This window comes from Pseudooceanicola endophyticus, from assembly GCF_018760365.1.
Classification (GTDB): domain Bacteria; phylum Pseudomonadota; class Alphaproteobacteria; order Rhodobacterales; family Rhodobacteraceae; genus Pseudooceanicola; species Pseudooceanicola endophyticus.
On the sequence record NZ_JAHIAB010000021.1, the window covers coordinates 1,913 to 27,402 of the forward strand.

Consider the following 25,490-nt stretch of genomic DNA (forward strand, 5'->3'; position numbering starts at 1 on the left):
GGCAGGGTGCGCTCAGATCAGGGCATTTTCCTTCAGGAACAGCTGGAGCTTGTCCTGCTGGGCCGGCGTCAGCGGCCAGGCCGAGGGCGGGCGGGTGGCTCCGCAGTCGAAACCGGTGGCCTGGAGCGCCGCCTTGACGCCGGTGACATTGGTGCCGTTCAGCTCTTCGGCGCGGATGTCCTCGAAGGCCTGCATCTGGGCGATCAGGCGGTTGGCCTCGGGGTAATCGCCGGCCTCAAGGGCGGCATGAATGGCCAGCGACCGTTCCGGCCAGACGTTGATCAGGCCGGAGGTGAAGCCCCGGGCACCGACGGCGTAGAAGGTGGGGGCCCAGACCTCGGCCAGGCCACCGACCCAGACAATGGAGGGATCGCAGGCGGCCTTGGCGGCGGCGAGTTTCTGGGGATTGGGGGTGGCCCATTTGACGCCCTTGACGCCCGGGATCGCGCAGAGATCGGCAATCGCGCCGGTGCCGATGGCATCGTTGCGCAGGTAAAGCATCATCGGCAGGCCGCCGGAAGCATCCGAGATCGCCTTCACGTAATCCACCGTGCCGCGGGGGGCGACGAAGGGATCCGGGGGCTGGTGGATCATCAGCGCGGTGGCGCCGGCCTCCGCCGAGGCGCGGGCCAGGGTGCAGGCGTCGCGGATGCCCCGCCCGATGCCCGCAAGCACCGGGGCGCGGCCATCGACCATGGCGCAGACCTCGCGCGCCATGGTGCAGGCCTCCTCCGTGGTCAGGGCGTAGAATTCGCCGGTATTGCCGTTCACCACCGGCATGTGCAGCCCGGCGCCAAGCGCGCGGTCCAGGATCGGGGAGAGTTTCGCCGGAGCAATCTCTCCGGCCTCGTCATAGGGGGTGACGAGGATGCCGGAAATTCCGGTCAGGGCGGTATCGAGATCGAGCATTCTGTCCTCCTCAGAAGATGTCGGGTTCGCCTGCAGCCGCGCCGAAGTCGCGCTCCAGGTAGTCGAAGTCGCAGCCCTTGTCGGCCTGCGTCACGTGTTTCGAGAACATGTAGCCCCAGCCGCGCTCGTACCGGGGTTCGGGGGCCTTGAGGGCCGCCTTGCGCTCGGCCAGTTCCGCCTCGGGGACCAGCATGTCGAGGCTGCGGTTGGGCAGATCGAGGCGCACGATGTCGCCGGTCTTCAGCAGCGCCAGCGGCCCGCCGACGAAGCTTTCGGGGGCGACGTGCAGCACGCAGGCGCCATAGGAGGTGCCCGACATCCGCGCATCCGAGATCCGCAGCATGTCGCGGTGGCCCTGCTTGATCAGCGCCTTCGGGATCGGCAGCATCCCCCATTCCGGGAAGCCCGGCCCCCCCAGGGGGCCCGCGTTGCGCAGCACCAGGACGGTATCGGGCGTGACCTCCAGATCCTCGTCATCCACCGCCTTCTTCATCTCCGGGTAGCTGTCGAAGACCAGGGCGGGCCCTTCGTGGACATGGAATTTCGGATCGCAGGCGGCGGGCTTGATCACCGCGCCATCCGGGCAGAGGTTGCCCCGCAGCAGCGCGAGGGACCCCTCGTGATAGACCGGGTTCGAGAGCGGGCGGATCACGTCGTCGTTGAAGACCTGGGCATCGGCGATTTCCTCGCCCAGAGAGCGGCCGGTAACGGTGATGCAGGCGGTGTCAAGCATCCCTTCCATCTGCTTCATCAGCGCGCGCAGACCGCCCGCATAGAAGAAGTCCTCCATCAGGTAGTCCTTGCCGGAAGGGCGCACATTGGCGATCAGCGGCGTGGTGCGGCCAAGCGCGTCCAGATCGTCCAGCGTCAGGCCGATGCCCGCACGGCGCGCCATGGCGATCAGGTGGACCACCGCGTTGGTCGAACAGCCGGTCGCCATGGCGACCTTGGCGGCATTGCTGACGGCGGCTTCGGTGATGATCTTCTCGGGGGTCAGATCCTCCCAGACCATGTCGACGATACGGCGGCCGCAATCGGCCCCCATGCGCTGGTGCCCCGAATCCGCCGCCGGGATCGAGGAGGCGCCGGGCAGCGTCAGCCCCATCGCATCGGTGATCGCCGTCATGGTCGAGGCCGTGCCCATGGTCATGCAGGTCCCCGCCGAGCGCGCGATGCCGCCCTGGAAGCCCAGCCATTCCGCATCCGAGATATTGCCCGCGCGACGTTCATCCCAGTATTTCCACGCATCCGAGCCACTGCCCAGGATCTTGCCGGCGTAATGGCCGCGCAGCATCGGGCCGGCGGGCAGGTAGATGAAGGGCACGCCTGCGGTGATCGCCCCCATCACCAGACCGGGCGTGGTCTTGTCGCAGCCCCCCATCAGCACCACGCCATCCAGCGGGTGCGCGCGGATCTGCTCCTCCGTCTCCATGGCCAGCATGTTGCGGTAAAGCATCGAGGTCGGCTTGTTGAAGCTTTCATCCACCGACAGCGCCGGCATCTCGACCGGCAGGCCACCGGCCTGGAGCACCCCGCGCTTCACGTCCTTCACCCGCTCGGGGAAATGCGAATGGCAGCTGTTGAGCTCGGACCAGGTGTTGAGGATGCCGATGATCGGCCTGTCGCGGAACTCTTCCTCCGAATAGCCCAGCTGCATCATCCGGGAGCGGTGGCCGAAGCTGCGCAGGTCATCGGGGGCAAACCAGCGGGCAGAACGCAGCTGATCCGGGGTTTTACGGGGGGCTTGCGACATGATTCTCCTCCTGATCAGTGCCGTGCTTTGCGATGATGTATGCGCATACATTCTCATACGTCAAGGGAATCGCGGCCAATCTTCACGTTTTCAACACGCGAAAGCGAAGTCCTTGACAGGGAGAAGCCAAACATGGTTCTTCTTCATGTATGCGCTTTCATAAAGCCATCGGGCGGGAGGAGACCGCCCGCCAAAGGAGCGGTGGCCGAAACGGTCACCAGGGAGGACATGATGAAATTCACTCGCAGAAGCTTTCTTGCCGCCAGTTCGGCTGCCGCCGTGATCGCCGCCCCGCTGGGGGCGCGCGCTGCCAACCTGCCGCGCAACATGCGCATGGTGATCGGGTCGAAATCGACCGGCGGCGACACTTACCAGACCTCGGCCATGGTGGCCGATGCGCTGTCGAAAAAGCTGGGCATCAACATCAAGGTCGATGCCGTCGGCGCCTCGGACGCCTTCAAGACCCTGGCCCGCGACAAGCGCGGCACCACGATCATGATCTTCCATGATCAGAGCTACCTCGGCTATCTCTACGGCGTCACCGGCTACGACAACATCTTTGCCGACTACGCCATCGGTCCGACCGTGGCGATCAACCCGGGCAACGCCTACCTGGTCCCCGCCAGCAGCCCCTACAAGACCATGGATGACATCCTGAAGGCCGCCGCCGACGGCACCCGGATCCGTGTCGCCATCCAGCCCGGCGGCGTCTCCGAGATCGGCTTCTCGGCAATGAAGAACGCCGCCAAGGTCCGCGCGCCGGGTTCCGAAGACAACATCGTCGCGGTCAACACCGGCTCCCAGTCGGACAAGAACCAGGCGATGTGGGACAACCTGGCCGATGTGATCAACGGCTCGATCCAGGCGAACGAGCAGTTCACCCAGCTCGATTCCTCCGACCCCAAGGCGATGCGCTTCGTCTGGCTGACCGCCCGCCCCGAAACGCTGGAACAGGCCCCCGAGGCCGGCATGGGCGGCACCGACCGCGCCAAGATGCTGAGCTTTGCCAGCCCCGAAACCAGCGTGACCCTGGACGGCAGCAAGGACTTCACCTTCGACAAGGAATTCTTCTTCCTGTTCAACAAGGACATGGATCCGGAAATCTCGAAGGCGATCGACACGACCCTGGGCGAAATCTATGCCAGCGGAGAGATCGAGGAACGCCAGAAGGCCGCGTTCTTCATCCCCAACTACCTGCCGCAGGACCAGGCGCTGAAGCACCTGGAAGACAAGCGCGACACCTATGCCAAGGTGATCGACGACATCTCCTCCAAGTCCTGATCCGCACCGGATCGGCGACTCTCCCCTCCCCGGCGGTCCATGCGGCTGCCGGGGCAGCCTGACGCAAGCCGAAGGGAGGCGCTCATGGGCAACCTGACCCATGTGACGATCAATTTCAAAACATCGCACCTGATCTTTCCCACCATCATCGCCTGCGTGCTGGGCGTGCTGCTGGTGGCCATCGTGATCCGCGACCGCAAGCGCATCGCGGCCTCGGGCGCCTACTGGCGCGACACCTGGGGCGCCATGGACAAGCCGCGCTTCCTGGGCGCGCTGGCGCTGACCCTGGTCTATTTCTCGCTCATGGTGCCGGTCGGGAACATCTGGCCCAACACCGGCCTGGGCTTCCTGCTGTGCTCGATCCCCTACGTGCTGGCCACCGGCATCCTGTTCATGCACGAGCGCACGCCCCGCGCCATCCTCCCCCTCCTCATCGTCGCGCTGGTAGGCCCCACCTTCGTGTGGTGGCTGTTCACCTACCCGCTCTTCCTGACCCTGCCCTGAGGACCCGGCATGTTCGAGATCATCACTCCGCTCTTCCTGTCGCTGATCGTCGGCGGCACGCTGGTCGGCATCATCTTCGGGGCCATTCCCGGGATGACCGCGACCATGGCGGTGGCCGTGTGCCTGCCGCTGACCTATTCGCTGGGCCTCGACAACGGCCTGGCGCTGCTGCTGGGGCTCTACGTCGGGGGGATTTCCGGCGGCCTTGTCCCGGCGATCCTGCTGGGCATTCCCGGCACGCCAAGTTCCATCACCACGACCTTCGACGGCTATCCGATGGCCAAGCGGGGCGAGGGCGAGAAGGCGCTGAAAATCGGCGTCGTGGCCTCGCTGGCCGGGGGCCTGATCTCCCTGCTGGTGCTGGACCTCTTCGCCCCCACCCTCGCGGATTTCGCCATCGAGTTCTCCTATGTCGAGAAGTTCCTGATCATCTTCTTCGCCCTCACCGTCATGGCGGCGCTGTCCTCGGACATGCTGCTGGGCGTCTTCTCGGGCGTGCTGGGCATCTTCGTGTCGCTGATCGGGGTCTACGACATTTCCAAGGGCGGCAACGGAGAGATGCGCCTGGTGCCCCCGGGCCTGGGCTACTGGCTGGAAAACGGCTTTTCGCTGCTGCCGGTGCTGATCGGCCTCTTCGGTCTGGCCGCGATCCTTGAGCAGGCCGAGATCGGCGTTCCGAAGGGCCATTCCACCAAGGACATCAAGGTCGGCGCCCATTCGCGCTTTTCCTTCAACGTCTTCCGCGGTCAGAGCTTCAACCTGCTGCGCTCCGGCCTGATCGGCACTTTCGTCGGCATCCTGCCGGGGGTCGGCGGCTCGGCCGCCTCGATCATCAGCTACACCAATGCCAAGACCTTCTCGAAGACGCCCGAGCGTTTCGGCAAGGGTGAACCGGCGGGCATCATGGCCTCCGAGGCCGGCAACAACGGTCTGACCGGGGGCGCCCTGGTGCCGCTGCTGTCGCTGGGCATCCCGGGGGATTCCACCACCGCCCTGCTGATCGGCGCCTTCACCCTTCAGGGCATCCAGGTCGGCCCGCTGTTCATCGGCAACAACCCCGGCACCTGGGACGCGATGATCATCGCCATGCTGATCGCCAATATCGCCATGTTCGTGCTGATGTACTTCGCCATCCGCTACTTTGCGCTGGTGGTGACGATCCCCAAGCACATCCTGTTCCCGGTCATCCTGATGATGTGCGTGATCGGGGCCTACACGATCAACTACGGCATCATGTTCGACGTCTGGACGTTGCTGATCTTCGGCATCCTCGGCTGGCTCTTCACCAAGATCCGACTGGAGGTCGCGCCCTTCATCATCGGCTTCATCCTGGGCCCCTCCGCCGAGGTCTACTTCGTGAAATCGCTGGAAAGCTTCGGCACCTGGACGATCTTCTTCACGAAAAGCTGGATCGCCATCGTGCTCTGGGTGCTGATCGTCGGCTCCATCGCGGGTTCCATCCTCATGGCGCGCCAAAAGCGCCGGATGGAGGATCACGGCTGAGCCTTGCGCCCGCCCGCGCCCGGTAGGATTATATGCGCGAGATGGAAGACAAACGCACCCCCAGGCCGCGGTCCTCCCGTAAAGGGAAGGGCCGCGGTGTCACGATGGAGACCGTGGGACGCCTCGCAGGCGTCAGCCAGGTCACGGTTTCCCGCGCGCTTTCGGACCCCTCCAAGGTCTCGCCCGCGACGCTTGAAAAAATCCGCCAGGCCATTGCGCAGACCGGCTTCGTGCCCAATGCCCTGGCCGGCGCCCTGGCCACCAGCCGATCGATGCTGATCTCGGCGCTGGTGCCCGCGATCACCAACGTGGTCTATGCCAGCATGGTGAAATCCTTCTCGGACCGGCTGCGCGAACAGGGCTACCAGATCCTGCTGTCCGAGACCGGCTTCGATCCGCTGGACGAGGAAAAGGTGATCGCCGCGCACCTGTCGCGCCGCCCCGACGCCATCCTTCTGACCGGCATCTACCATTCCGCCAAGAGCCGCCAGATGCTGCTGGGCTCGGGCATTCCCGTGGTCGAGGTCTGGGACCATACCGACACCCCCATCGACATCTGCGTCGGCTTCCGCCACGCCGAGACCGGGCGCGCCGCCGCCGATTACGCCGTCTCGCGCGGGTACGAGGCCGCCGCGACGATCTCTGCCGGGGATGAGCGCGCCCTGCGCCGCAAGGATGCCTTCATTGCCCGCTACACTCACCTGACCGCCCGCACGGTGCCCGAGATCAATCTGGCGGGGTCCGCCACCCTCGCCCATGGCCGTGAATGCCTGCGCCGCCTGCTGGAGGAACGTCAGTTCCGCGCCGGCGTGATCTTCTGCAGCTCGGACCTGCTGGCCCATGGCGTGATCATCGAGGCCGCCGCCCAGGGCCTGAGGGTGCCGCAGGACATCGCCGTGATCGGCTTCGGGGATCAGGAATTCGCGGCGGACGTCGAGCCGGCTATCACCACGGTTCGCGTCGACCGGGATGCCTTCGGACGTGCGGCAGCGGATGCCGTGCTGGCCCGCCTGGATCGCCGCGACACCGGCGGGCATGCGATCGACCTCGGCTTCAAGATCGTGCGGCGCGGCTCGGCCTGACCGCCCTGCCCCGCCGTTTCTTCTTCAGAATTCGATTTCTTCACGTTTTCATACATTTGCTGAGGCTATCAACGGCCGGTTTCGCAGTTCACAGCTGTGAACCGGCCTTTTTCCTCGGCAATGCCGCACGCGTCGCGCGAATATCCCTGAAATTGAGGTCAGGCCCGTCCAATAGGAGCGCCCTGCCCCAAACTGGCTATCGCGCCCGCGTCGATGATCGTGAGAGACAGGTCATAAACGCACGGCGCCGGCATTCACGGCCAGAAAGACGGCCCGCGCAACCTTCCCGAAACAGGTGTTGCTGTTTCCAATCGATGAGGGAAAGCCCCCGGCCAGGATTTTCGGACGGCCCCGCCGCAGCACGCCCCAGGAAAATGTCGTGCTGCCGGGAAGACGCCCGCCAGAGAGCTTGCGACACCCTCTGGCGGAAGACCCTAAGGGGTGTTCCTGGGCCCTATCCCCCACCCAGTCTCATGACAGCCAGATCATGCGGCCCTGCCCGGGGAATACTGCGCAGTCCCCTCCCTGCGCAGTAGCGCGAGGACCATTGGCATGGCACTGAACCCATTGCGCGCGGCCTTCTGCGAAAGCCCGCGCATATAGGCGCCCGGAGACTTGATTTCCTCGAACCGCTCCAGCATCGCGGCCATGACAATGGCGGCTTCGATCTGCCCCATATGGCGCTTGGTTTCCTCCCAGGAGGCGCGACAGATTCCCATCATCGGGCGCAGCCCTTCGGCTGTGCGCACCAGATCGCTCCAGCTTCTGATCGGGCCCTCGGCGTAATCGTTCAGGGAGGGACAGGCCGACATGACAGTCCTGAGTGCGATCCGGGGTGGTATGGCTTCGGCCTTCTTCTTAGCCAGCGCGTTTTCCGATCCTGGGATATCGCTTTGCATGGGGTACCAAGACGGGTCGTCTTCAGAATCCGATGACTCTTTTTTCAGACTCTGATAGTGCTGCTCATATTCGGCGGCATTGGTGCTCATTTCTTCTGTCGAGATCACTTCGGCAGGGGGAACATGGGTCAGGGCCATCGAAAGTTCGGCCTCGCGCTGGCGCAGTTCCGGCAGGCCGGCCTTGCGGCGCAGCAACCGGCGGGTGTCTTCGGAAAGGGTCAGCGCAGCGTCCTGGCATTCCTCCGGAAGGCTTTCCAGAAGGCCCAGAAGATCCCGGCGCATCAGGCTCAGGGTCTCGCGCAGCGCGGCGATTTCCTCCTGAAGGCTGCGCTGCGCCTCGGCGGCCTCGGCGATTTCAGCGAAGCGCCGGGGCAGGGGTGACAGGTCGAAACCGAAGGCCGTGGCGGTGCCCCGGCTGCGGCGCATGTAGCGCTTGCCGTTCGGGCTGTCGCGCCGTGTGATCAGCCCCGAGGCAACCAGTGCCGCGAGGTGCCGCCGCATGGTCGAGTCCGGCATCCCGTTCAGCCGCGTGCAGATGCTGGCGTTGGAAGGAAAGACGACCAACTTCGCCGGATCGGCCCCCAGATCGGTGCCGGGATGGAACGAGACCAGCGCACGCAGCACGGAAATGTCCCGATCGCTCAGCCCGAAAGCCGCACGGGCCTCGGTCAGTTCGCTCAGGATATCCCACTTGCTGACCACGGGAAGGGGGGCAGGGGCGCTCTGCACCCTGGCGCGCTGCACGCAGACAGCCTCCGCCGTTCGCCGGAACGGCGTTATCGGGACGTAGCCCATGTTTTTCATCACGAAGACAAAATAATACCCCGCCGCAAATCGCTTTGGACTTGCGGTTGTGCGCGGCTCCGACTACCTTTGGGGTGCTAAGCTAAAGGGGTCTCGTGGAGCGTTGTCTTTGCGGGACCTTTTTTTGTCGGCACGTGCCTCCTGTTGTTTCTGCTCTGCCTCAGTCCCGGTTTTTCCACCGGGTCCTAAGTTCTTCGATCAGCGCGGGCGCCTGGTCTGCCAGCCAGTCGGCAAAGGCGTCGTCCGGCGCGGTGATGTCGAGGCGCAGACCCGTTCGGGTGCGCGAAATTTTCCCTGCGGCCTGACCATCCAGGGTGATCTGGCGGCTGCTGCTGCGCGGTTTCGCAGGTCGGGCAGGGGAGGCCGCCTTGTGCAGCCGCCGTGCCACCGTTTCAAACGCCTGGACCGAGGGGTCGGCGCGTTCGGGATCGGTTGCGGCATAGCTCTGCTCGGCCAGTTCAATCAGGTCCGCAACGGGCATGTCTGCGGCCTGCAGGTCCTGCACCAGCGCCTCCCAGCGGGGGCGGCCGATGCCGGCGGCGGGGCCGATGGCGCGGGCCAGTTCGGGACCGATGGCGCGGGCCACCGACAGCGCCATGGAAACCGCGGATTTCGTGACGTTCAGCACCTCTGCCACCTGGGACTGGGTACCAAAGCCGTTGTCCAGCAGTTCCTTGGCGAACAGCGCGCGTTCGATGAAGCTCAGGTCGCGGCGCTCGGTGTTCTCGGCCACCTGGACGCGCACGGCAGAGCGGTCGTCCATATGGGCGATCATCGCGCGCACCTTGGTCACCCGGTCCGAGGACCGCACGGCTTCCAGCCGGCGGCGCCCGTAGATCAGCAGGTAACGATCCGCCTTGGCGGGATCGCGGCGCACCAGGATCGGCACGGCCTGGCCGTTGGTCTCGATCGAGGTCCGGAGGTCGGCGACGTCCTTGGGATCCAGCCGGTCGGCCAGGCGGTCATCGGTGATGCTTTCGGGATCGAGATCCCAGACATGATGCGCATCGACCGCATCGCGTGCCGAACGCAGCGCCCGGTTGGAGCTCATCATGCTGCTGCCGGCATCCGGTGGCGCAGAGCCCGCCGCTGCGAGACTGTCGAGAAGTGACATGCGTTTCTTGCGATTATCGGCCATTAACGCCCCCAAACCTTTTGAATCAGCTCGGAAATTTCATCATTCACCGCGTTGACGCTTTCGATGGCGCGGTCATAGGTGCTGCGCGTGAAGGCGCTGCGCTCGACCTCGTAGAGGGTCTGCTTGGTCAGACCGGCATCCGAGATCGCGGTGGATTTCAGCATCGGCGCGTTCAGCACCTTGTCGCCGTACATCAGCCTCAGGAAGGCGACGATGCGGTTCTGCGGCGCGTCGGTGGGCTCGTAACGGGTCAGCACGTAGCGCATCCAGTCATGCGACATGTCGGCGCCGGATTCGGCGATCACGTCCATCAGGTCGGCGGTCATCCGCAGGAACTGGCTCATCGACATGACGTCCAGCATCTCGGGGTGGATGGTCACCAGCACGCCGGTCGCGGCGGAAAGCGCGGACATGGTCAGGAAGCCCAGCTGCGGCGGGCAGTCCAGCACCACGACGTCGTAATCATGCTCGACCTGGGCCAGCGCCTCGCGGACGCGGAAGAAGAACAGGCCGGCGCTGCCCTGGGCAAGGGCGCGCGGGGTCTCGTGTTCGAATTCCATCAGCTCGAGGTTGCCGGGAATGAGGTCGAGGTTAGGAATGTAGGTCTTGCGGATCACCTCGGCGATGGGCACCGGGTTGTCGTAGCGGATCGCGTCGTAAAGGGTGCCGCCGTCGGGCAGGTCGATCTCGGGCTGGACGCCGTGCAGCGCGGTCAGCGAGGCCTGGGGATCGAGGTCGATGGCCAGCACGCGATAGCCCTTCAGGGCCAGGCGCTGCGCCAGGTGGGCCGAGGTCGTGGTCTTGCCCGAACCGCCCTTGAAGTTCATCACACCGATGACCTGCATGTGGTCGCCCTCGCGGCGTCCGGGCAGGTAGTCGCCGGGCTTGCGAGAGGTCTTTTCCAGCAGGACCCGCAGATCCTGGATGTCCTGGGCGGAGTAGAGGCGGCGGTTGCCGGCGGTCATCTCGGGCGCGGGGCCCTTGCCGTCCAGGTGCAGCTTGCGCAGGTAGGAATCGTTGACGCCCAGCAGGGCCGCGGCCTCGCCGGAGGTGAAGCGGCGCATTTCCTTGCGGGCATCCGGGGGGAACAGGTTCTCGCGCTGGTTCTGCAATTGCACGGCCAGGGCTTCCGCATGTTGACGGATGACCGCGTTCAGGTGTTCCTGAAAATCAGGAGTGTCCATGTTCTGCCTCGCACCGCTCGTTCTGTCGTGTTCACGGAAATTGTCGTTTGCCCGCGATTTTTCGTGACTATTGTTGAGAATCCGGCGGTGGCGCAAGTGTTTTCTGAAAAATTCGGCGGCATGAAGCAGTTACGGACGCCTGTACAGGCGTCCGGCGGGGAAAATCAGGGCCTGCGGCGGGGCAGGGGGGTCAGATCGACTCCGGCGTGACGATCTCCAGCGGCAGGGTGCGCTGGAGAATCGCCGTCCGGTTGGAGGGATCGGTGACGTCGATCATGGTCTGCACCAGCTGGTCCGAGGTCGCCTCCAGCGGATGGCACAGCGCGGCGGTGATCAGCCCTTCGGAGAGGCCCTTGCGGGTCTCGGGGCCGATGTCGCGGCAGATCAGGCGGATGTTGCGGCGCCGTTCCGGCGGAATCTCCCGAAGGGCGCGCATGATTCCCGAGATGCCGCCGCCGACGATCAGGATGCCCTTCAGGTCGTCGCAGCTGCGCAGGATCTCGGAGAGCATGGCATAGGCCTGGCTGCCTTCCTCGTGGGTGGGGCGGCTGTCCTCGACCACCAGTTCGGGGGCATGTTCGCGGATGTAAGAGCGGAAACTGGCCTCGGCGACGTCCTGGCACTGGTAGCGGTGGTTGCCGATGAAGACGGCGACGCGCCCGGGCCCATGGGTCATCTGGCTGACGAACCAGGCGGCGGTGCGGCCCAGTTTCCAGTTGTCGGTGCCGACATAGGCGGCCTTTTCGGGGGCGGAATGGTCGCTGATATAGGCCACGACCGGCTTGCCCTCTTCGCGCAGGGTGCGGATCGCCTGGCTGATCACCGGATGATCGGCGGCAATCAGCGCCACCGCGTCGCATTCCCGCCCAAGCGCCAGCAGCCGCGCGGCGATGTTCTCGGGCGTCAGAAGATCGACGAAATCCACCAGCGGATGAATGGTCTCCTTCTGGCGGCGGCGGCAGGCGGCGATCACGTGGCGGCCGAACAGCTGGTAGAGTTCGCGCGAGGATTGCTGGAGCAGGAAGCCCAGCTTGTAGGTCGGCGCAGAGGTGCGCAGCCGCTCCTCGATGGTGCCCAGCCCGTAAAATCCGATCTCTTCGGCGGCAGCCTGTACCCGTTCAACCGTACCGGACCGTACGGCGCTCTTGCCGTTCAGGATCCGGTTCACCGTCGAGACGGAGACCCCGGCAGCCTCGGCCAGATCGGCGATGGTGGGACGATTCATGAGCGGGTTCCTTTCAACTTTGTGTCAAAACGAATGACACAAAATGATACAAATGACAAGCTATGGTGCAATTTCATTTTCGCGTTTTACGGGACTCGGGTACATCAATGTCATCGAAGCTCCACGGGGAGGTGGAGCAGGGAGGACATCATCATGAACAAGTTCAGCCGTCTTGCGGCGACCCTTTCGACTGCGGCCGTTGCAGCGTGCTTTGCAACCGCAGGTTTTGCTGCGGACATCTTCGTCATCGGCGGCAAGCCGGACGACCCGTTCTGGTCCATCGTCAAGCGCGGCGCAGAGGATGCCGGCATCGTGGCGGAAAAGCAGGGTGGCTCCGTCACCTGGCTGGGCCCGCAGAACTACGACAACCTGGGCGTCGATGCCGCCGAGCTGATCCGCCAGGCGATCAGCCAGGGCGCCGATGCCATCGTCGCCCCCGACTGGGTGCCCGAGGCCATGGACCCCGCCTTCGAGGCGGTGAAGAAGGCTGGCATTCCGTTCATCGTCATCAATGCCGGCGGCATCGAGGCGGCGGACAAGCTGGGCGCGCTGAACTACGTCGGCTCGGATGACTACGAGGCCGGCAAGGCGGCGGGCAAGTACTTTGCCGGCAAGGACATCAAGAACGTCATCTGCGTCAACACCCTGCCGGGCGCCGCGAACATCGAAGCCAACTGCAAGGGCCTGACCGAGGGCATCAAGGAAGCGGGCGGCACCGGTGAGGTCCTGCCGCTGCCGGCGACCTCCTTCGGCAACCAGACCGCCGTCGCCCAGGCCGTGAAGGCCTACCTGCTGCAGCATCCCGATGTCGGCGGTATCTATACGGTGTCGGATGTCGATGCCAACGCCTCGATCAACGGGGTCATGCAGTCCGGCAAGTCCGGCAAGGTCCAGGTCGGCGGCCTGAACATGGACGAGACCATCCTGGGCAACATCCAGTCCGGCAAGCAGCTCTTTGCGATCGACCAGCAGGGCTACATGCAGGGCTATCTGGCGGCCTCCATCCTGAACGCCCATGTCAATTTCGGCCTGACCGTGCCCACGCGCGAGATCCTGACCGGCCCCGGCATCATCGACGCCTCCAACGTCGAGGTGACCATGGAAGGCATGAAGAAGGGCGCGCGCTGATCTAGCGCGCTCCCCGGCCACCCTCCTCATCACTGCAGACGTCCGGGTGAAACCCCGGATCAGGGCGACCGCCGCTTCCGGGTGGTCGCCGACCCTGCGGGGCATCGGAACGCGATGCCCCCGGCCAGGCAATCGAAACGGGAAACAGCTCATGGCTACAGCCACGCACACCAAGTCCCCCGGAGCGGCAGGCCCCTCCTTCGGGCGCCTCGCGCGCCGACCGGAGGCCGGCTCCTTCCTGGGGATGATCGCGGTCTTCCTCTTCTTCCTGAGCGTCTCGGGGCAGATCTTCGTCTCCGCCCCCGGCTTCGCGAGCTGGCTGAACGTGGCGGCCGAGATCGGCATCGTCGCGCTGCCCATCGGGCTGCTGATGATCGCCGGAGAGCTGGACCTGTCCATCGGCGCGGTCATTCCCGCCGCCTCCCTGACAGCTGCGGTCGTCTCGGGCTACTACGGTCTGCCGGACATCGTCGGCATCATCGCGGCGCTGGCCGTGGGTCTGGCGGTCGGTTTCGTCAACGGCCTGCTGGTGATCCGCACCGGCGTGCCCTCTCTGATCATCACCATCGGCATGATGTTCGCGGTGATGGGGCTGACGCTGGGCCTCTCGGTCCTGCTGACCGGCTCCACCAGCACCTCGATCAACCCCGGGCCGGTGGCCAAGACCCTGCTGGGCGCCTTCATCGGCGGCATGTTCCAGGTCACCATCTTCTGGTGGATCGGCTTTGCCCTGGTGATCGGCTACCTCCTGCATGTCAGCCCCTGGGGCAACTGGATCTACGCCCTGGGCGGCGACAAGATCAGCGCCCGCAACGCCGGCATCCCGACCGAGAAGCTGACCATCGGGCTCTTCATGCTCTCGGGCCTCGCCGCCGCCTTCGTCGGCACCGGCCAGGCCATGGTCTACCAGAGCGCGCAGGTCGCCGGCGGCCAGAGCTTCATCTTCAACTCCATCATGTGTGTGGTCATCGGCGGCGTGCTTCTGACCGGCGGCTTCGGATCGGTGGTGGGCATCGTGCTGGGCACCGTGACCTTCGCCATGGTCAACCAGGGCATCTACTTCACCGGTTTCGACGCCAATCTCGGCTCGGTCATCATCGGGGCGCTCCTGCTGGTCGCGGTGCTGATGAACGACACCTTCCGCCAGCTCGCGCTGACCTATTCCACCAAGAAGAAGGGCTGAGAGAATGGGTAACGTATTCGGATCCTTCCTGCGCCGTCCCGAGGCCGGCTCGGTCCTGAGCCTCATCGCCGTGATCGCCTTCTTCGTGATCTTCGGCGGGGTCAACCTGGGCAACATGCTGGGTGCGGCCTCCTGGGTGAACCTGGCCGCAAACCTCGGCATCGTCGCCATCCCCATGGGCCTGCTGATGATCTCGGGCGAGCTCGACATCTCCATCGGCGCGATGATCCCGGCGGGGTCGATGACGGTGGCGATCATCTCGGGCTACTACGGCCTGCCGATCATCTTCGGCATCGCCGGGGCCCTGGCGCTCGGCGTCATCGTCGGCACCATCAACGGCCTGCTGACCGTCAAGACCTCGGTCCCCTCGCTGATCATCACGCTGGGCACGCTGGTCGCCATGCAGGGCATCGTGCTCTCGGCCTCGGTGCTGCTGACCGGCAACGCCTCGGTCGCACTGACTTCTCCGGTCTGGGCCAAGACGCTCTTCGGGCAGCTGCTGGGCGGGTCCTTCCAGGTGATCATCCTGTGGTGGGTCGCAATCAGCGCGCTGTTCCTGGTCATCGTCCACCACACCCCCTGGGGCAACTGGATCTTCGCCATGGGCGGCGACAAGGTCAGCGCCCGCAACGCCGGCATCCCGACCGAACGCCTGACCATCGGCCTGTTCATCCTGTCGGCAACCTCTGCGGCCTTCGTGGGGATGTGCGGGGCGATCCTGTTCAACTCGGCCCAGGTCTCGGGCGGCATGAACTACATCTTCAACGCCGTGGTCTCGGTGGTCGTGGGTGGCACGCTGCTGACCGGAGGCTTCGGCTCGGTGCTAGGCATCTTCTTCGGCACCCTGACCTTCGCCGTCGTCACCCAGGGCATCTACTTCACCGACATCGACCGCAACTGGTCGTCCCTGATCATCGGCGTGATGCTCCTGGTGGCGGTGCTGATGAACAACAGCTTCCGCAAGGCGGCGATCTCCTATTCCCCCCGGAAAAAGAAGTGAGGACCCGACAGATGACGCATGCTGTCCTTGAACTGAAAAACGTCAACAAGTCCTTCGGTCCGATCGACGTCCTGCACGACATCAATCTGAAGGTGAATGCCGGAGAGGTGCTTTGCCTGCTGGGCGACAACGGCGCCGGCAAGTCCACCCTGATCAAGACCCTGGCGGGCGTCCACAAGCCCACCACCGGCGAGATCTTCATGGACGGAGAGCAGGTCTCCTTCGACAAGCCGAAGGAAGCCGCCGACCGCGGGATCGCCACGGTGCACCAGTTCGGCGGCACCTTCCCGCTGATGTCGATCGGGCGCAGCTTCTTCGTGGGCTGCGAGCCGGTGAAGAAGTTCGGCCCCTTCAAGATCTTCGACCGCAAGACCGCGAACGAGGTCGCCGTGAAGGCCGTGCGCGACTTCGGGATCACCCGCATCGACGATGGCGACCGGCTGATCGGCGGCCTGTCGGGCGGCGAGCGCCAGTCCCTGGCCATCGCCCGTGCCGTTCACTTCGGCGCCCGCGTGCTGATCCTGGACGAACCGACCGCGGCGCTTGGGGTGAAGCAGGCCAGCCACGTGCTGCGCATCATCCTGGAAGCCCGCAAGCGCGGCCTGGCGGTGATCTTCATCACCCACCAGGTGACCCATGCCATGGCGGTGGGCGATCACTTCGCGGTGCTGATCCGCGGTGCGGTCGCGGCCAACTTCATGCGCGGCGAGAAATCCCGCGAGGAGATCACCGATCTGATGGCCGGCGGCGAAGCCCTGGCCGACCTCGACAGCGCCATGGAAGCGCAGTCCGAGGCGACCGGGGGCGAGCCCGCGCAATCTGCGGCCCGCGCCACCGTCGCCTGACAAGATCCCGGCGCGGAAGAGGAGCCGCGCCCCCCGCAACACCATTTCCCGGAGGAGAGAGCCCATGAAGATCGCGCTCGACCCGTTCATGCACCGCCACCTGAGCCTCGAACAGCTGCCCTCCAAGGTCGCCGAGCTGGGCTTCGAGTGGATCGAGCTTAGCCCCCGCGCCGACTTCCTCGAGTGGTTCAAGGCGCCCCGCGTCTTCCCCGACCGGGTGAAGAGCTTCAAGAAGGCGCTGAAGGATGCCGATGTGGGCATCTCCAGCCTGCTGCCGATGTATCGCTGGGCCAGCCCCGACGAGGCCGAGCGCCAAGCCGCCGTGCGCCACTGGAAACGCGCCATCGAGATCTGCGTCGAGCTGGAAGTCGACGTGATGAACTCGGAATTCGGGCGCGGCCCGCATCCCGACAAGGGGGGCTGCTACTGCTGCCACACCGGCTCCATGATCGAAAGCTCCGAGGACGCCTGGTGGCGTTCCATGGAGGAACTCGTGCCGCTGGTGGAGCGCGAGGGCATCATGCTTCACATCGAGCCCCACCCCGAGGACTGGGTCGAGGAGCTTCAGCCGGCGGTGGACATCATCCGCACGGTGAACTCCAAGAACGTCAAGTTCCTCTACTGCGCGCCGCATACCTATTACTTCGGCGACGACACCAAGGCGATGATCCGCGAATGCGCCGACGTGCTGGCCCATGTGCACATCGCCGACACCTTCAACCACAAGGCCAGCTCTGGCCTGAGGTACATCCTGAACCCGCCGGGCACCAACGCCCGCATCCACCAGCACCTGAACATCGGTCAGGGCGAAGTGCCGTGGGACGATTTCTTCGGCACCCTGCACGAGGTGGGCTTTGACGGGATCATGACCGCCTGCGTCTTCGCCTGGGAAGACAAGATGGACGAGAGCGGTCACTTCATGCGCTCGGAAATCCAGCGTTACGTGGACAAGTACTGGGGGACGAAATGATGCTGCGCGTAGGCGTTATCGGAACGGGGATGATCGGTCAGGACCACATCCGGCGGCTGACCAAGGTGCTGTCGGGCGTACAGGTGACGGCGGTCACCGACATCGACCTGGCCCGCGCGGCCTCTGCCGCGCCGGAGGGTGCGCAGGTCTTCGACACCCCCAATGCGCTGATCGGCTCCGACAGCGTGGACGCGGTGGTGATCTGTTCCTGGGGGCCCGCCCACGAGGAACAGCTGCTGGCCTGCATCGCCGCCGGCAAGCCGGTGTTCTGCGAAAAGCCCCTGGTCACCTCGGCCGAGGCCGCGCTGCGGGTGATGGAGGCGGAATGCGCCTTCGGCCGCCGCCTGGTGCAGGTGGGCTTCATGCGCCGCTTCGATGCCGATTACCGCCGCCTGAAGGCGGTGATCGACGGCGGCACCCTGGGCCTGCCGCTGATGTACCATTCGACGCACCGCAATGCCTCGGTGCCGCCGGGCCTCTACACGTCCGAGATGCCGCTGAACGACACGCTGGTGCATGATGCGGATATCTCCCGCTGGCTGCTCTCGGACGAGGTCGCGGGGGTCGAGGTCCGCCTGCCGCGCAAGTCGCGCCAGGGCGGAGAGCTGCGCGACCCGCATTTCGTGCTGCTGCACATGGCCTCGGGCGCGCTGGTCGATGTCGAGATCTCGGTCAACATCGCCTATGGCTACGATATCCGCGGCGAAGTCTCCTGCGAGACCGGGATCGCGGCGCTGCCGAACCGCCCGGCCACCGTGGTGACCGACGCCAACGGCTATCGCCAGGCGATCCCCGAGGACTGGCGCGAACGCTTCATCGAGGCCTATGACCAGGAGTTCCGCGAATGGATCGTCGCGGCGGTGCAGGGGACGGCCACCGGCCCCAGCACCTGGGATGGCTATGCCGCGACGCTGGTCGCCGATGCCGCGCTGCGCGCGGTCGACAGCGGCGTCTTCGAAAAGATCACCATGCGCGACAAGCCGGCCCTCTACGGGTTGCCGGTCTCGCGCGCGGCCTGACGATCCGACCTGACGGGCATCCGCCCAAGCTTTGCGTCCGTCCTGCCCATCGCGGGATGTCCCGGGTGATCCTCCACCACCCCGGCGCATCGGCAGCCGCCTTCGCTTCTCCCTCCCTCTGCGCGGAGGCGGCTGCCACCTGACAATTTTTCCGGAGTGAAAAGCATGAAGCTTTCCATCTGCACCGATGTCATGGGCAACCTCTCCTTCACGGAGATGCTCGACAAATGTGTCGCCCTCGGTGTCGAGGGGATTGAGATGACGGGTGGCGGCTGGTCCCCCGCGCCGCATTTCCGCGCCGATGCGCTGCTGGCCGACAAGGGCCTGCTGAAGCAGAAGCTGGCCGAGATCGAGGCCCGCGGCCTGAAGATCGCCGCGCTGAACTGCTCGGCCAACCCGCTGGACCCGGGCGCCATGGGCACCCGCCACCGCAAGGAGATGGAGGAAACCATCCGCCTGGCGGGCGAGATCGGCGTGACCAAGATCGTCACCATGTCGGGCCTGCCCGAAGCCGCGCCGGGCGACAGCGTGCCGAACTGGCTGGTCTACACGAAGTCCTGGCCCGACGAGATGCCCGAACGCGACCGTTACCAGTGGGAGGACCGCGCTTTCCCGCTCTGGCACGACCTGGTGAAGCTGGCCAAGGAAGTGGGCGTCGAGAAATACGCGCTGGAAAACTTCTCGGCCATGCTGGTGTGGAACCCGGAAACCCTGTTCCGCCTGCGCAACGAGGTCGGGCCGATGGTCGGCATGAACCTCGACCCCAGCCACCTGTTCTGGAAGGGCGCCTGCCCGATCGCCGCCGCCCGCGCGCTTGGCCCCGCCATCCACCATGTCCACGGCAAGGACACCCGGATCGAACGCGGCCTTGCCGATGTGAACGGTCTGCTGGAGCTGAAGGAGGTGACGGATGTTGCCAACCGCTCCTGGAACTATGTCGCCGTCGGTGCCGGCCATGACCTGCAATGGTGGAAGGAATTCTTCTCGGTCGTGGGGATGCTTGGCTACAACGACTGGGTGAGCCTCGAGATGGAGGATTTCACCATGTCGACCGAGGCCGGCATCCAGTCCTCCATCGACGCGCTGCAAGCGACGATCATCCGGTGAGCGCGATGTACAAGTTCATCATCACCATCGCCCTTCAGCCCGGCACGCGCGAGAAGATCCTTGCGCGGGCGCCAGCCGCCCAGGCCGCCACCCGGGCCGAGCCCGGCTGCCTGTCCTACGATTTCTTCACCTGCACCGATGACCCCGACACGCTGGTCTTCGTGGAAAGCTGGAAGGACGAGGCTGCCCATGCCTTCCACATGGAACAGCAGCACACGAAGGATTTCATCGCCTTCCACGAGCAGTTCCACCGCCACCTGACCTTCGAGACGATCAACGTCGCGTCCTGACGCGCCGACGAAAGGAATGACGCCATGACAGAGAAAAGCCTGGATGTAGTGACCATCGGCCGTGCCGGTGTGGACCTGTACGGCGCGCAGATCGGCGGCCGGCTGGAGGACATGGGCTCCTTCGAGAAATACATCGGCGGCAGCCCGACCAACATCGCCTGCGGGACGGCGCGTCTTGGCCTGCGCTCGGCGCTGATCAGCCGGGTCGGCAACGAACACATGGGCCGCTTCATCCTGGAACAGCTGGCGCGCGAGGGCGTGGCGACCGAAGGGGTGAAGACCGATCCGGAGCGTCTGACCGCGCTGGTGATCCTGGGCATCCGCGACGAGGAGCAGTTTCCGCTGATCTTCTACCGCGAGAACTGCGCGGACATGGCGCTGTGCGAGGACGACATCGACGAGGCGCTGATCGCGAAGGCGCGCTCTGTCGTCCCGACGGGCACGCACCTGAGCCACCCGCGGACCCGGGCGGCTGTTCTGAAGGCGCTGGAACTGGCGGGCAAGCATGGTGCGCGCAGGGCGCTCGACATCGACTATCGCCCGAACCTCTGGGGGGTCGCGGGCCATGGCGATGGTGAAAGCCGCTTTGTCGAAAGCGCCGCCGTCACCGCCTCGCTTCAGGAGGTGCTGCACCATTTCGATCTGATCGTGGGCACCGAGGAAGAGTTCCACATCGCCGGCGGCTCCACCGACACGATGGAGGCGCTGTGCAACGTGCGCAAGGTCTCGGACGCGGTGCTGGTGTGCAAGCGCGGACCGATGGGCGCGGTGGCCATCGAGGGCGAGATCCCGGGCAGCCTGGATGACGCGCAATCCGGCCCCGGCTTCCCGATCGAGGTCTTCAACGTGCTGGGCGCGGGGGATGGGTTCTTCTCGGGTCTGCTGAAGGGCTGGCTGGATGGCGAGGACTGGCCGACGACGCTGAAATACGCCAATGCCTGCGGCGCTTTCGCGGTGTCGCGCCATGGCTGCACCCCGGCCTATCCGAGCTGGGAAGAGCTGCAGTTCTTCTTTGAACGCGGCATCCTGCGGCCCGACCTGCGCAACGACGTGGCGCTGGAACAGGTGCACTGGGCCACCAACCGCAAGGGCGACTGGTCGACGATGCGGGTCTTCGCCTTCGACCACCGCCTCCAGCTGGAGGAGATGGAGGGCTATTCCGCCGAAAAGGGCGGCGCCTTCAAGGAGCTGTGCCTGAAGGCGGCGAAGGCCGTCGCGGGGGAGGCACCGGGCTACGGTATCCTGTGTGACAACCGGATCGGGCGGCGGGCGCTGCATGCGGCCTCGGGCTCGGGACTGTGGATCGGACGGCCGACGGAGCTGCCGGGCTCGCGTCCGCTTGAGCTGGAGCCGGAGCTGGGCGTGGACATGGGGCAGCTGAAGGAATGGGCGCGCGAGAACGTCATCAAGGTGCTGTGCTTCTGCCACCCCGACGACGATGCCGCGACCCGCGCCGCGCAGGAGGAGAAGGTGCGCACGCTCTTCACCGCCGGGCGGCGCAACGGGCTGGAATTCCTGCTGGAGATCATCCCCTCCAAGGTCGGGCCCGTCGATGAGGAGACCACCGCGACGCTGATCCGCCAGTTCTACGCGGCGGGCGTTTACCCGGACTGGTGGAAGCTGGAGCCGCTGAAGAGCGCCGCCGCCTGGGAGAAGGCGATCGCGGCCATCGAGGAGAACGATCCCCATACCCGCGGCATCGTGGTGCTGGGGCTGGACGCGCCCGAGGCGGAGCTGGCGGCCAGTTTCGACGTGGCGGCGGGCTATCCGCTGGTGAAGGGCTTCGCGGTGGGCCGGACGATCTTCGGCGATGCGGCACGGGCCTGGATGGCGGGCCGGATGTCGGATGCGGCGGCGGTGTCGCAGATGGCGGAGCGCTACCGGCGGCTTTGCGACATCTGGGACGGCGCGCGCGCCAAGGCCCGGCGCAACGCGGCCTGAGAGGGGGAGGGGCTCTGCCCCTCTTGCGCCCCCCGGGGGGCGCAATTCACCCCGGGATATTTTTGGCCAGATGATGAAGAGCGGGTCTGGCCGGGAGGAAACGAGATGACGAAGACGGTTCGGTTGACGGCGGCCCAGGCCATGGTGCGCTGGCTTTCGGTGCAGATGACGGAAGAGGGGGAGCGCTACATCGACGGCATGTGGGCGATCTTCGGCCATGGCAACGTGGCGGGTATCGGCGAGGCGCTGCATGCCTATCGCGATGTCTTTCCGACCTGGCGGGGCCAGAACGAGCAGACCATGGCCCATGCCGCCATCGCCTTTGCCAAGGCGCAGAAGCGGCGCCGGGCCATGGCGGTGACCTCGTCCATCGGGCCGGGGTCGACCAATGTGGTGACGGCTGCGGCGCTGGCGCATGTGAACCGGCTGCCGCTGCTGATCGTGGCGGGGGATGTCTTTGCCACGCGGCGGCCCGACCCGGTGCTGCAGCAGGTCGAGGATTTCGACGATGGCACGGTGTCGGCCAATGACTGCTTCCGTCCCGTCAGCCGCTATTTCGACCGCATCACCCGGCCCGAGCACCTGCTGAGCGCCCTGCCGCGGGCGCTGCGGGTGATGACCGATCCGGCGAATTGCGGCCCCGCCGTGCTGGCCTTCTGCCAGGATGTGCAGGCCGAGGCCTATGATTTCCCGGAAGCCTTCTTTGCGCCCCGCGTCTGGCGGACCCGTCGCCCGGCCCCCGATGCCGGGGAGCTGGCGCGCGTGGCGGCAATGATCCGGGCGGCGAAACGGCCCGTCATCATCTCGGGCGGCGGGACGATCTATTCCGGGGCCGAGGAGGTTCTGGGCGATTTCGCCAGCCGGCATCGCATCCCCGTGGCCGAGACCCAGGCCGGCAAGTCGGGGCTGGCGCAGGGCCATCCGATGAACTTCGGCGCCTCCGGCGTCGATGGCTCGGCGGCGGCCAACACGGCCTCGCAGGGGGCTGACCTGGTGATCGGGGTGGGCACGCGGTTCCAGGACTTCACCACCGGGTCGCGGACGCTGTTTGGCGAAGGTGCGCAGCTGGTATCGATCAACATCCATGGCTACGACGCGGCCAAGCATGGCGCCGAAAGCCTTGTGGGGGATGCAAAGGTGACGCTGGAGGCGCTGAGCGCGGCGCTTGGCGATTACCGGGCCGAAACGCCCGATGCGGGGGCGCGCGAAGACTGGCTGCGCGCGGTCGATGCCCATTGCGCCCGTCCCGACGATCAGGCCGCGAAGCCCACCGATGGCCAGGTCATCGGCGCGGTGCAGCGGGCCACCGGCGCGGATGCGGTCGCGATGTGCGCCGCCGGCACCATGCCCGGCGCGCTGAAGCTGCTGTGGCAGCCTTCCCAGGGGGGCTATCACATGGAATACGGCTATTCCTGCATGGGTTACGAGGTCGCCGGGGCCATGGGGCTGAAGCTGGGCGCGCCGGAGCGCGACGTGATCTGCTTTGTCGGCGACGGCTCCTACATGCTGGCGAACTCGGAGCTGGCGACGGCGGTGATGCGGCGCATTCCCTTCACCGTGGTGCTGACAGACAACCGTGGCTACGGCTGCATCAACCGGCTGCAGACCCTGGGCTGCGGCGGCGAGCCCTTCAACAACATGTACGTGGATTGCAACGTCGAGGTGCAGCCCGAGATCGACTACGTGATGCATGCGGCCTCGATGGGGGCCCATGCGGTGAAGGCGGCGAATACCGACCAGCTGGAGGCCGAGGTGAAGGCGGCGCGCAGCCGCAACATCCCCACGGTGATCGTGATCGAGACGGTGGCGAAGGATTTCCCCGGCACCGGGATCGAAACCTCGGCGGGCGAACATGGCTTCTTCTGGGACGTGGCGGTGCCGCAGGTCTCGGAACGGCAGAAGCAGCGTGACCGCTTCGAGGAATACCTCGGGCAGATCGCAAGTGCCCGCCTGCTGAACTGACGAAAGGACCCCGAGATGAGCCATCTTCTGAAGAAACCCTTTGGCAGCCACGGCGAAGTGCATCGCATCACCCCCGAAAGTGCGGGCTGGCGCTACGTGGGCTTTTCGCTCTACCGGTTGCGTCCGGGCGACACCGCGGCCGAGGTCACCGGCGAACGTGAAGTCATCCTGGTGATGGTCGAGGGCAAGGCGAAGATCACCGCCGCCGGGCAGGACTGGGGCGAGCTGGGCGAGCGGATGAACGTTTTCGAGAAGACGCCGCCGCATTCGCTTTACGTGCCGAACGGCACCGACTGGCGCGCCGAGGCGACGACCGACTGCACCATCGCGGTCTGTTCGGCCCCCGGAAAGGGCGGCCATGGCGCGCGCCGGATCGGGCCCGAGGGGATCACCCTGACCGAGCGCGGCAAGGGGGTGAACACCCGCTACATCAACAATATCGCCATGGAGAACGAGGATTACTGCGACAGCCTGCTGGTGACCGAGGTCTTCACGCCCGCGGGCCACTGGTCCAGTTACCCCAGCCACCGCCATGACGAGGATGACTTCCCCCGCATCACCTACCTGGAAGAGACCTATTATCACCGGCTGAACCCGGGCAACGGCTTCGGAATCCAGCGGGTCTATACCGATGACGGGCTGCTGGATGAAACCATGGCCGTGGCCGATGGCGATGTGGTCTGCGTGCCGCGCGGCCATCATCCCTGCGGCGCCCCCTATGGCTTCGAGATGTACTATCTGAACGTCATGGCCGGGCCCTTGCGCAAATGGCGCTTCGTCGCCGCGCCCGAGGTCGAATGGATCATGGAGCGGGACGCGAAATGATCGCCCGGGCGCTGAACCAGAAGACCGCGCCGGAGCTTCCCTTTGCGGCCTTCCTGGATCTGGCGCAGCAGCTGGGCTGCACCGGCATCGAGGCGCGTGATGATCTGGGGCGGCCCTTCTTCGACGGCCTCGCGCCGGAGGAGGCGGGCGCCATGGTGCGCGCGCGCGGTCTGCGCCTGCTCGGGCTGAGCGAGGTCTACCCCTTCAACGACTGGTCCGAGATCCGTGCCGCCCATGTGCAGGCGCTGATCGACACCGCCCAGGCCTCGGGGGCGGAGACCGTCAGCCTGATCCCGCGCGTCGATGGCGGCGGCTGCGAGGACGGTCTGCGCCAACAGGTGCTGCGCGACGTGATCCGCGAGGTGCTGGCGATGCTGGAGGGGCGCAGCGTGGTGCCGCTGATCGAGCCCATCGGCTTCTCGAAATCCTCGCTGCGCCACAAGGCGGAGCTGGTCGAGGCGCTGGAGGCCACCGGCGCCACCGGGAAGATCCTGCTGCTGCACGACACCTTCCAGCACTGCATCGCCGGAGAGACCGAGGTCTTTGCGCCCTGGACCGGCATGGTGCATCTGTCGGGCCTTTCGGAGCCCGGCGTGGCGCTGGACGAACGCCAGGACGCCCATCGCATCCTGGTCGACGCGGGGGATCGCTGCGACACGCTGGAGCAGATCGCCGCCTTGCGGGCGGGGGGCTATGAGGGCGCCTATTCCTTTGAGTGCACGGCGGGCGCGGTACAGACCCATCCCGACCCGGCGGCGGCCATCGACGAGTCGTTCCGCTTTATCGAAACGCGGCTGTCGGCCTGATCCCGTCGCTGCGACCGTTCGAACGCCGTTCCGCCCTTGCGGCGGGGCGGCGTTTTGCTTTCAGTTGTTGCGTGCAGTCTACACTCACCTATGGGCGAATCGCGAATTAAGGGTGAAAATTCGTTAAGATTC

Annotated in this window: 22 protein-coding genes; 16 read left to right on the plus strand and 6 right to left on the minus strand. The window is 65.8% G+C overall.

Annotation, left to right across the window (positions count from 1 at the left end; genetic code table 11):
• Nucleotides 1-12: 12 nt before the first annotated feature.
• Together KM176_RS23390 and araD are read right to left on the minus strand one after the other, a co-directional pair.
• The gene (locus KM176_RS23390) at nucleotides 13-909 is read right to left on the minus strand and encodes a dihydrodipicolinate synthase family protein (protein ID WP_160895499.1); all 897 of its coding nucleotides are present in this window, start codon (nucleotides 907-909) and stop codon (nucleotides 13-15) included.
• A gap of 10 nt (nucleotides 910-919) precedes the next feature.
• The gene (gene araD / locus KM176_RS23395) at nucleotides 920-2,662 is read right to left on the minus strand and encodes an L-arabinonate dehydratase (protein ID WP_160895498.1); all 1,743 of its coding nucleotides are present in this window, start codon (nucleotides 2,660-2,662) and stop codon (nucleotides 920-922) included.
• 231 nt (nucleotides 2,663-2,893) lie between these two features.
• Between araD and KM176_RS23400 the strand changes: the two genes are divergently transcribed.
• The 4 genes from KM176_RS23400 (at nucleotide 2,894) to KM176_RS23415 (ending at nucleotide 7,032) form a co-directional block, all read left to right on the plus strand.
• Nucleotides 2,894-3,943 (plus strand): type 2 periplasmic-binding domain-containing protein, encoded by a 1,050-nt coding sequence (locus KM176_RS23400; protein WP_160895497.1) that lies wholly within the window; start codon nucleotides 2,894-2,896, stop codon nucleotides 3,941-3,943.
• 84 nt (nucleotides 3,944-4,027) lie between these two features.
• Nucleotides 4,028-4,447, plus strand: coding sequence for a tripartite tricarboxylate transporter TctB family protein (locus tag KM176_RS23405; protein WP_160895496.1), 420 nt, complete (start codon nucleotides 4,028-4,030; stop codon nucleotides 4,445-4,447).
• A 9-nt stretch (nucleotides 4,448-4,456) separates the two neighbouring features.
• On the plus strand, nucleotides 4,457-5,950 hold the full coding sequence (locus KM176_RS23410) for a tripartite tricarboxylate transporter permease (protein WP_160895495.1): 1,494 nt from the start codon (nucleotides 4,457-4,459) through the stop codon (nucleotides 5,948-5,950).
• Nucleotides 5,951-6,054: 104 nt separating this feature from the next.
• Nucleotides 6,055-7,032: a LacI family DNA-binding transcriptional regulator gene (locus tag KM176_RS23415; RefSeq protein ID WP_202397890.1), complete on the plus strand. Its 978-nt coding sequence runs from the start codon at nucleotides 6,055-6,057 to the stop codon at nucleotides 7,030-7,032.
• 485 nt (nucleotides 7,033-7,517) lie between these two features.
• Here the strand turns inward: KM176_RS23415 and repC are convergent, their stop codons facing one another.
• The 4 genes from repC to KM176_RS23435 form a co-directional block, all read right to left on the minus strand.
• The gene (repC, locus tag KM176_RS23420; protein ID WP_160895493.1) at nucleotides 7,518-8,726 is read right to left on the minus strand and encodes a plasmid replication protein RepC; all 1,209 of its coding nucleotides are present in this window, start codon (nucleotides 8,724-8,726) and stop codon (nucleotides 7,518-7,520) included.
• Nucleotides 8,727-8,895: 169 nt separating this feature from the next.
• Nucleotides 8,896-9,873, minus strand: coding sequence for a plasmid partitioning protein RepB (gene repB / locus KM176_RS23425; RefSeq protein ID WP_160895492.1), 978 nt, complete (start codon nucleotides 9,871-9,873; stop codon nucleotides 8,896-8,898).
• On the minus strand, nucleotides 9,873-11,057 hold the full coding sequence (gene repA / locus KM176_RS23430) for a plasmid partitioning protein RepA (RefSeq protein WP_160895491.1): 1,185 nt from the start codon (nucleotides 11,055-11,057) through the stop codon (nucleotides 9,873-9,875). Before repA ends, repB begins: the two co-directional genes overlap by 1 nt.
• A gap of 190 nt (nucleotides 11,058-11,247) precedes the next feature.
• The gene (locus KM176_RS23435) at nucleotides 11,248-12,282 is read right to left on the minus strand and encodes a LacI family DNA-binding transcriptional regulator (protein WP_160895490.1); all 1,035 of its coding nucleotides are present in this window, start codon (nucleotides 12,280-12,282) and stop codon (nucleotides 11,248-11,250) included.
• 153 nt (nucleotides 12,283-12,435) lie between these two features.
• Here KM176_RS23435 and KM176_RS23440 point away from each other — a divergent pair, with 153 nt between their 5' ends.
• The 12 genes from KM176_RS23440 to KM176_RS23495 all read left to right on the plus strand — a co-directional run bounded on the left by KM176_RS23440 (nucleotide 12,436) and on the right by KM176_RS23495 (nucleotide 25,358).
• A complete protein-coding gene (locus tag KM176_RS23440; RefSeq protein WP_160895489.1) occupies nucleotides 12,436-13,410 on the plus strand; it encodes a sugar ABC transporter substrate-binding protein in 975 nt (324 codons plus the stop codon).
• A gap of 151 nt (nucleotides 13,411-13,561) precedes the next feature.
• On the plus strand, nucleotides 13,562-14,593 hold the full coding sequence (locus KM176_RS23445) for an ABC transporter permease (RefSeq protein WP_160895488.1): 1,032 nt from the start codon (nucleotides 13,562-13,564) through the stop codon (nucleotides 14,591-14,593).
• Between the two features lie 4 nt (nucleotides 14,594-14,597).
• On the plus strand, nucleotides 14,598-15,593 hold the full coding sequence (locus KM176_RS23450) for an ABC transporter permease (protein ID WP_160895487.1): 996 nt from the start codon (nucleotides 14,598-14,600) through the stop codon (nucleotides 15,591-15,593).
• A gap of 11 nt (nucleotides 15,594-15,604) precedes the next feature.
• The gene (locus KM176_RS23455; RefSeq protein WP_160895486.1) at nucleotides 15,605-16,438 is read left to right on the plus strand and encodes an ATP-binding cassette domain-containing protein; all 834 of its coding nucleotides are present in this window, start codon (nucleotides 15,605-15,607) and stop codon (nucleotides 16,436-16,438) included.
• Nucleotides 16,439-16,502: 64 nt separating this feature from the next.
• Nucleotides 16,503-17,408, plus strand: coding sequence for a sugar phosphate isomerase/epimerase family protein (locus KM176_RS23460; protein ID WP_160895485.1), 906 nt, complete (start codon nucleotides 16,503-16,505; stop codon nucleotides 17,406-17,408).
• Nucleotides 17,405-18,427: a Gfo/Idh/MocA family oxidoreductase gene (locus KM176_RS23465; protein WP_160895484.1), complete on the plus strand. Its 1,023-nt coding sequence runs from the start codon at nucleotides 17,405-17,407 to the stop codon at nucleotides 18,425-18,427. Before KM176_RS23460 ends, KM176_RS23465 begins: the two co-directional genes overlap by 4 nt.
• Nucleotides 18,428-18,592: 165 nt before the next feature.
• On the plus strand, nucleotides 18,593-19,534 hold the full coding sequence (locus KM176_RS23470) for a sugar phosphate isomerase/epimerase family protein (RefSeq protein ID WP_160895483.1): 942 nt from the start codon (nucleotides 18,593-18,595) through the stop codon (nucleotides 19,532-19,534).
• Between the two features lie 5 nt (nucleotides 19,535-19,539).
• The gene (locus KM176_RS23475) at nucleotides 19,540-19,824 is read left to right on the plus strand and encodes a putative quinol monooxygenase (protein ID WP_160895482.1); all 285 of its coding nucleotides are present in this window, start codon (nucleotides 19,540-19,542) and stop codon (nucleotides 19,822-19,824) included.
• Between the two features lie 24 nt (nucleotides 19,825-19,848).
• Nucleotides 19,849-21,765, plus strand: coding sequence for a bifunctional 5-dehydro-2-deoxygluconokinase/5-dehydro-2-deoxyphosphogluconate aldolase (locus KM176_RS23480; protein ID WP_160895481.1), 1,917 nt, complete (start codon nucleotides 19,849-19,851; stop codon nucleotides 21,763-21,765).
• 105 nt (nucleotides 21,766-21,870) lie between these two features.
• The gene (iolD, locus tag KM176_RS23485) at nucleotides 21,871-23,727 is read left to right on the plus strand and encodes a 3D-(3,5/4)-trihydroxycyclohexane-1,2-dione acylhydrolase (decyclizing) (protein WP_160895480.1); all 1,857 of its coding nucleotides are present in this window, start codon (nucleotides 21,871-21,873) and stop codon (nucleotides 23,725-23,727) included.
• A 15-nt stretch (nucleotides 23,728-23,742) separates the two neighbouring features.
• Nucleotides 23,743-24,552, plus strand: a complete 810-nt coding sequence (gene iolB, locus KM176_RS23490; RefSeq protein ID WP_160895479.1) for a 5-deoxy-glucuronate isomerase — start codon at nucleotides 23,743-23,745, stop codon at nucleotides 24,550-24,552.
• Nucleotides 24,549-25,358, plus strand: a complete 810-nt coding sequence (locus tag KM176_RS23495) for a TIM barrel protein (protein WP_215558832.1) — start codon at nucleotides 24,549-24,551, stop codon at nucleotides 25,356-25,358. The genes iolB and KM176_RS23495 overlap by 4 nt, the downstream gene beginning before the upstream one ends.
• Nucleotides 25,359-25,490: the final 132 nt, after the last annotated feature.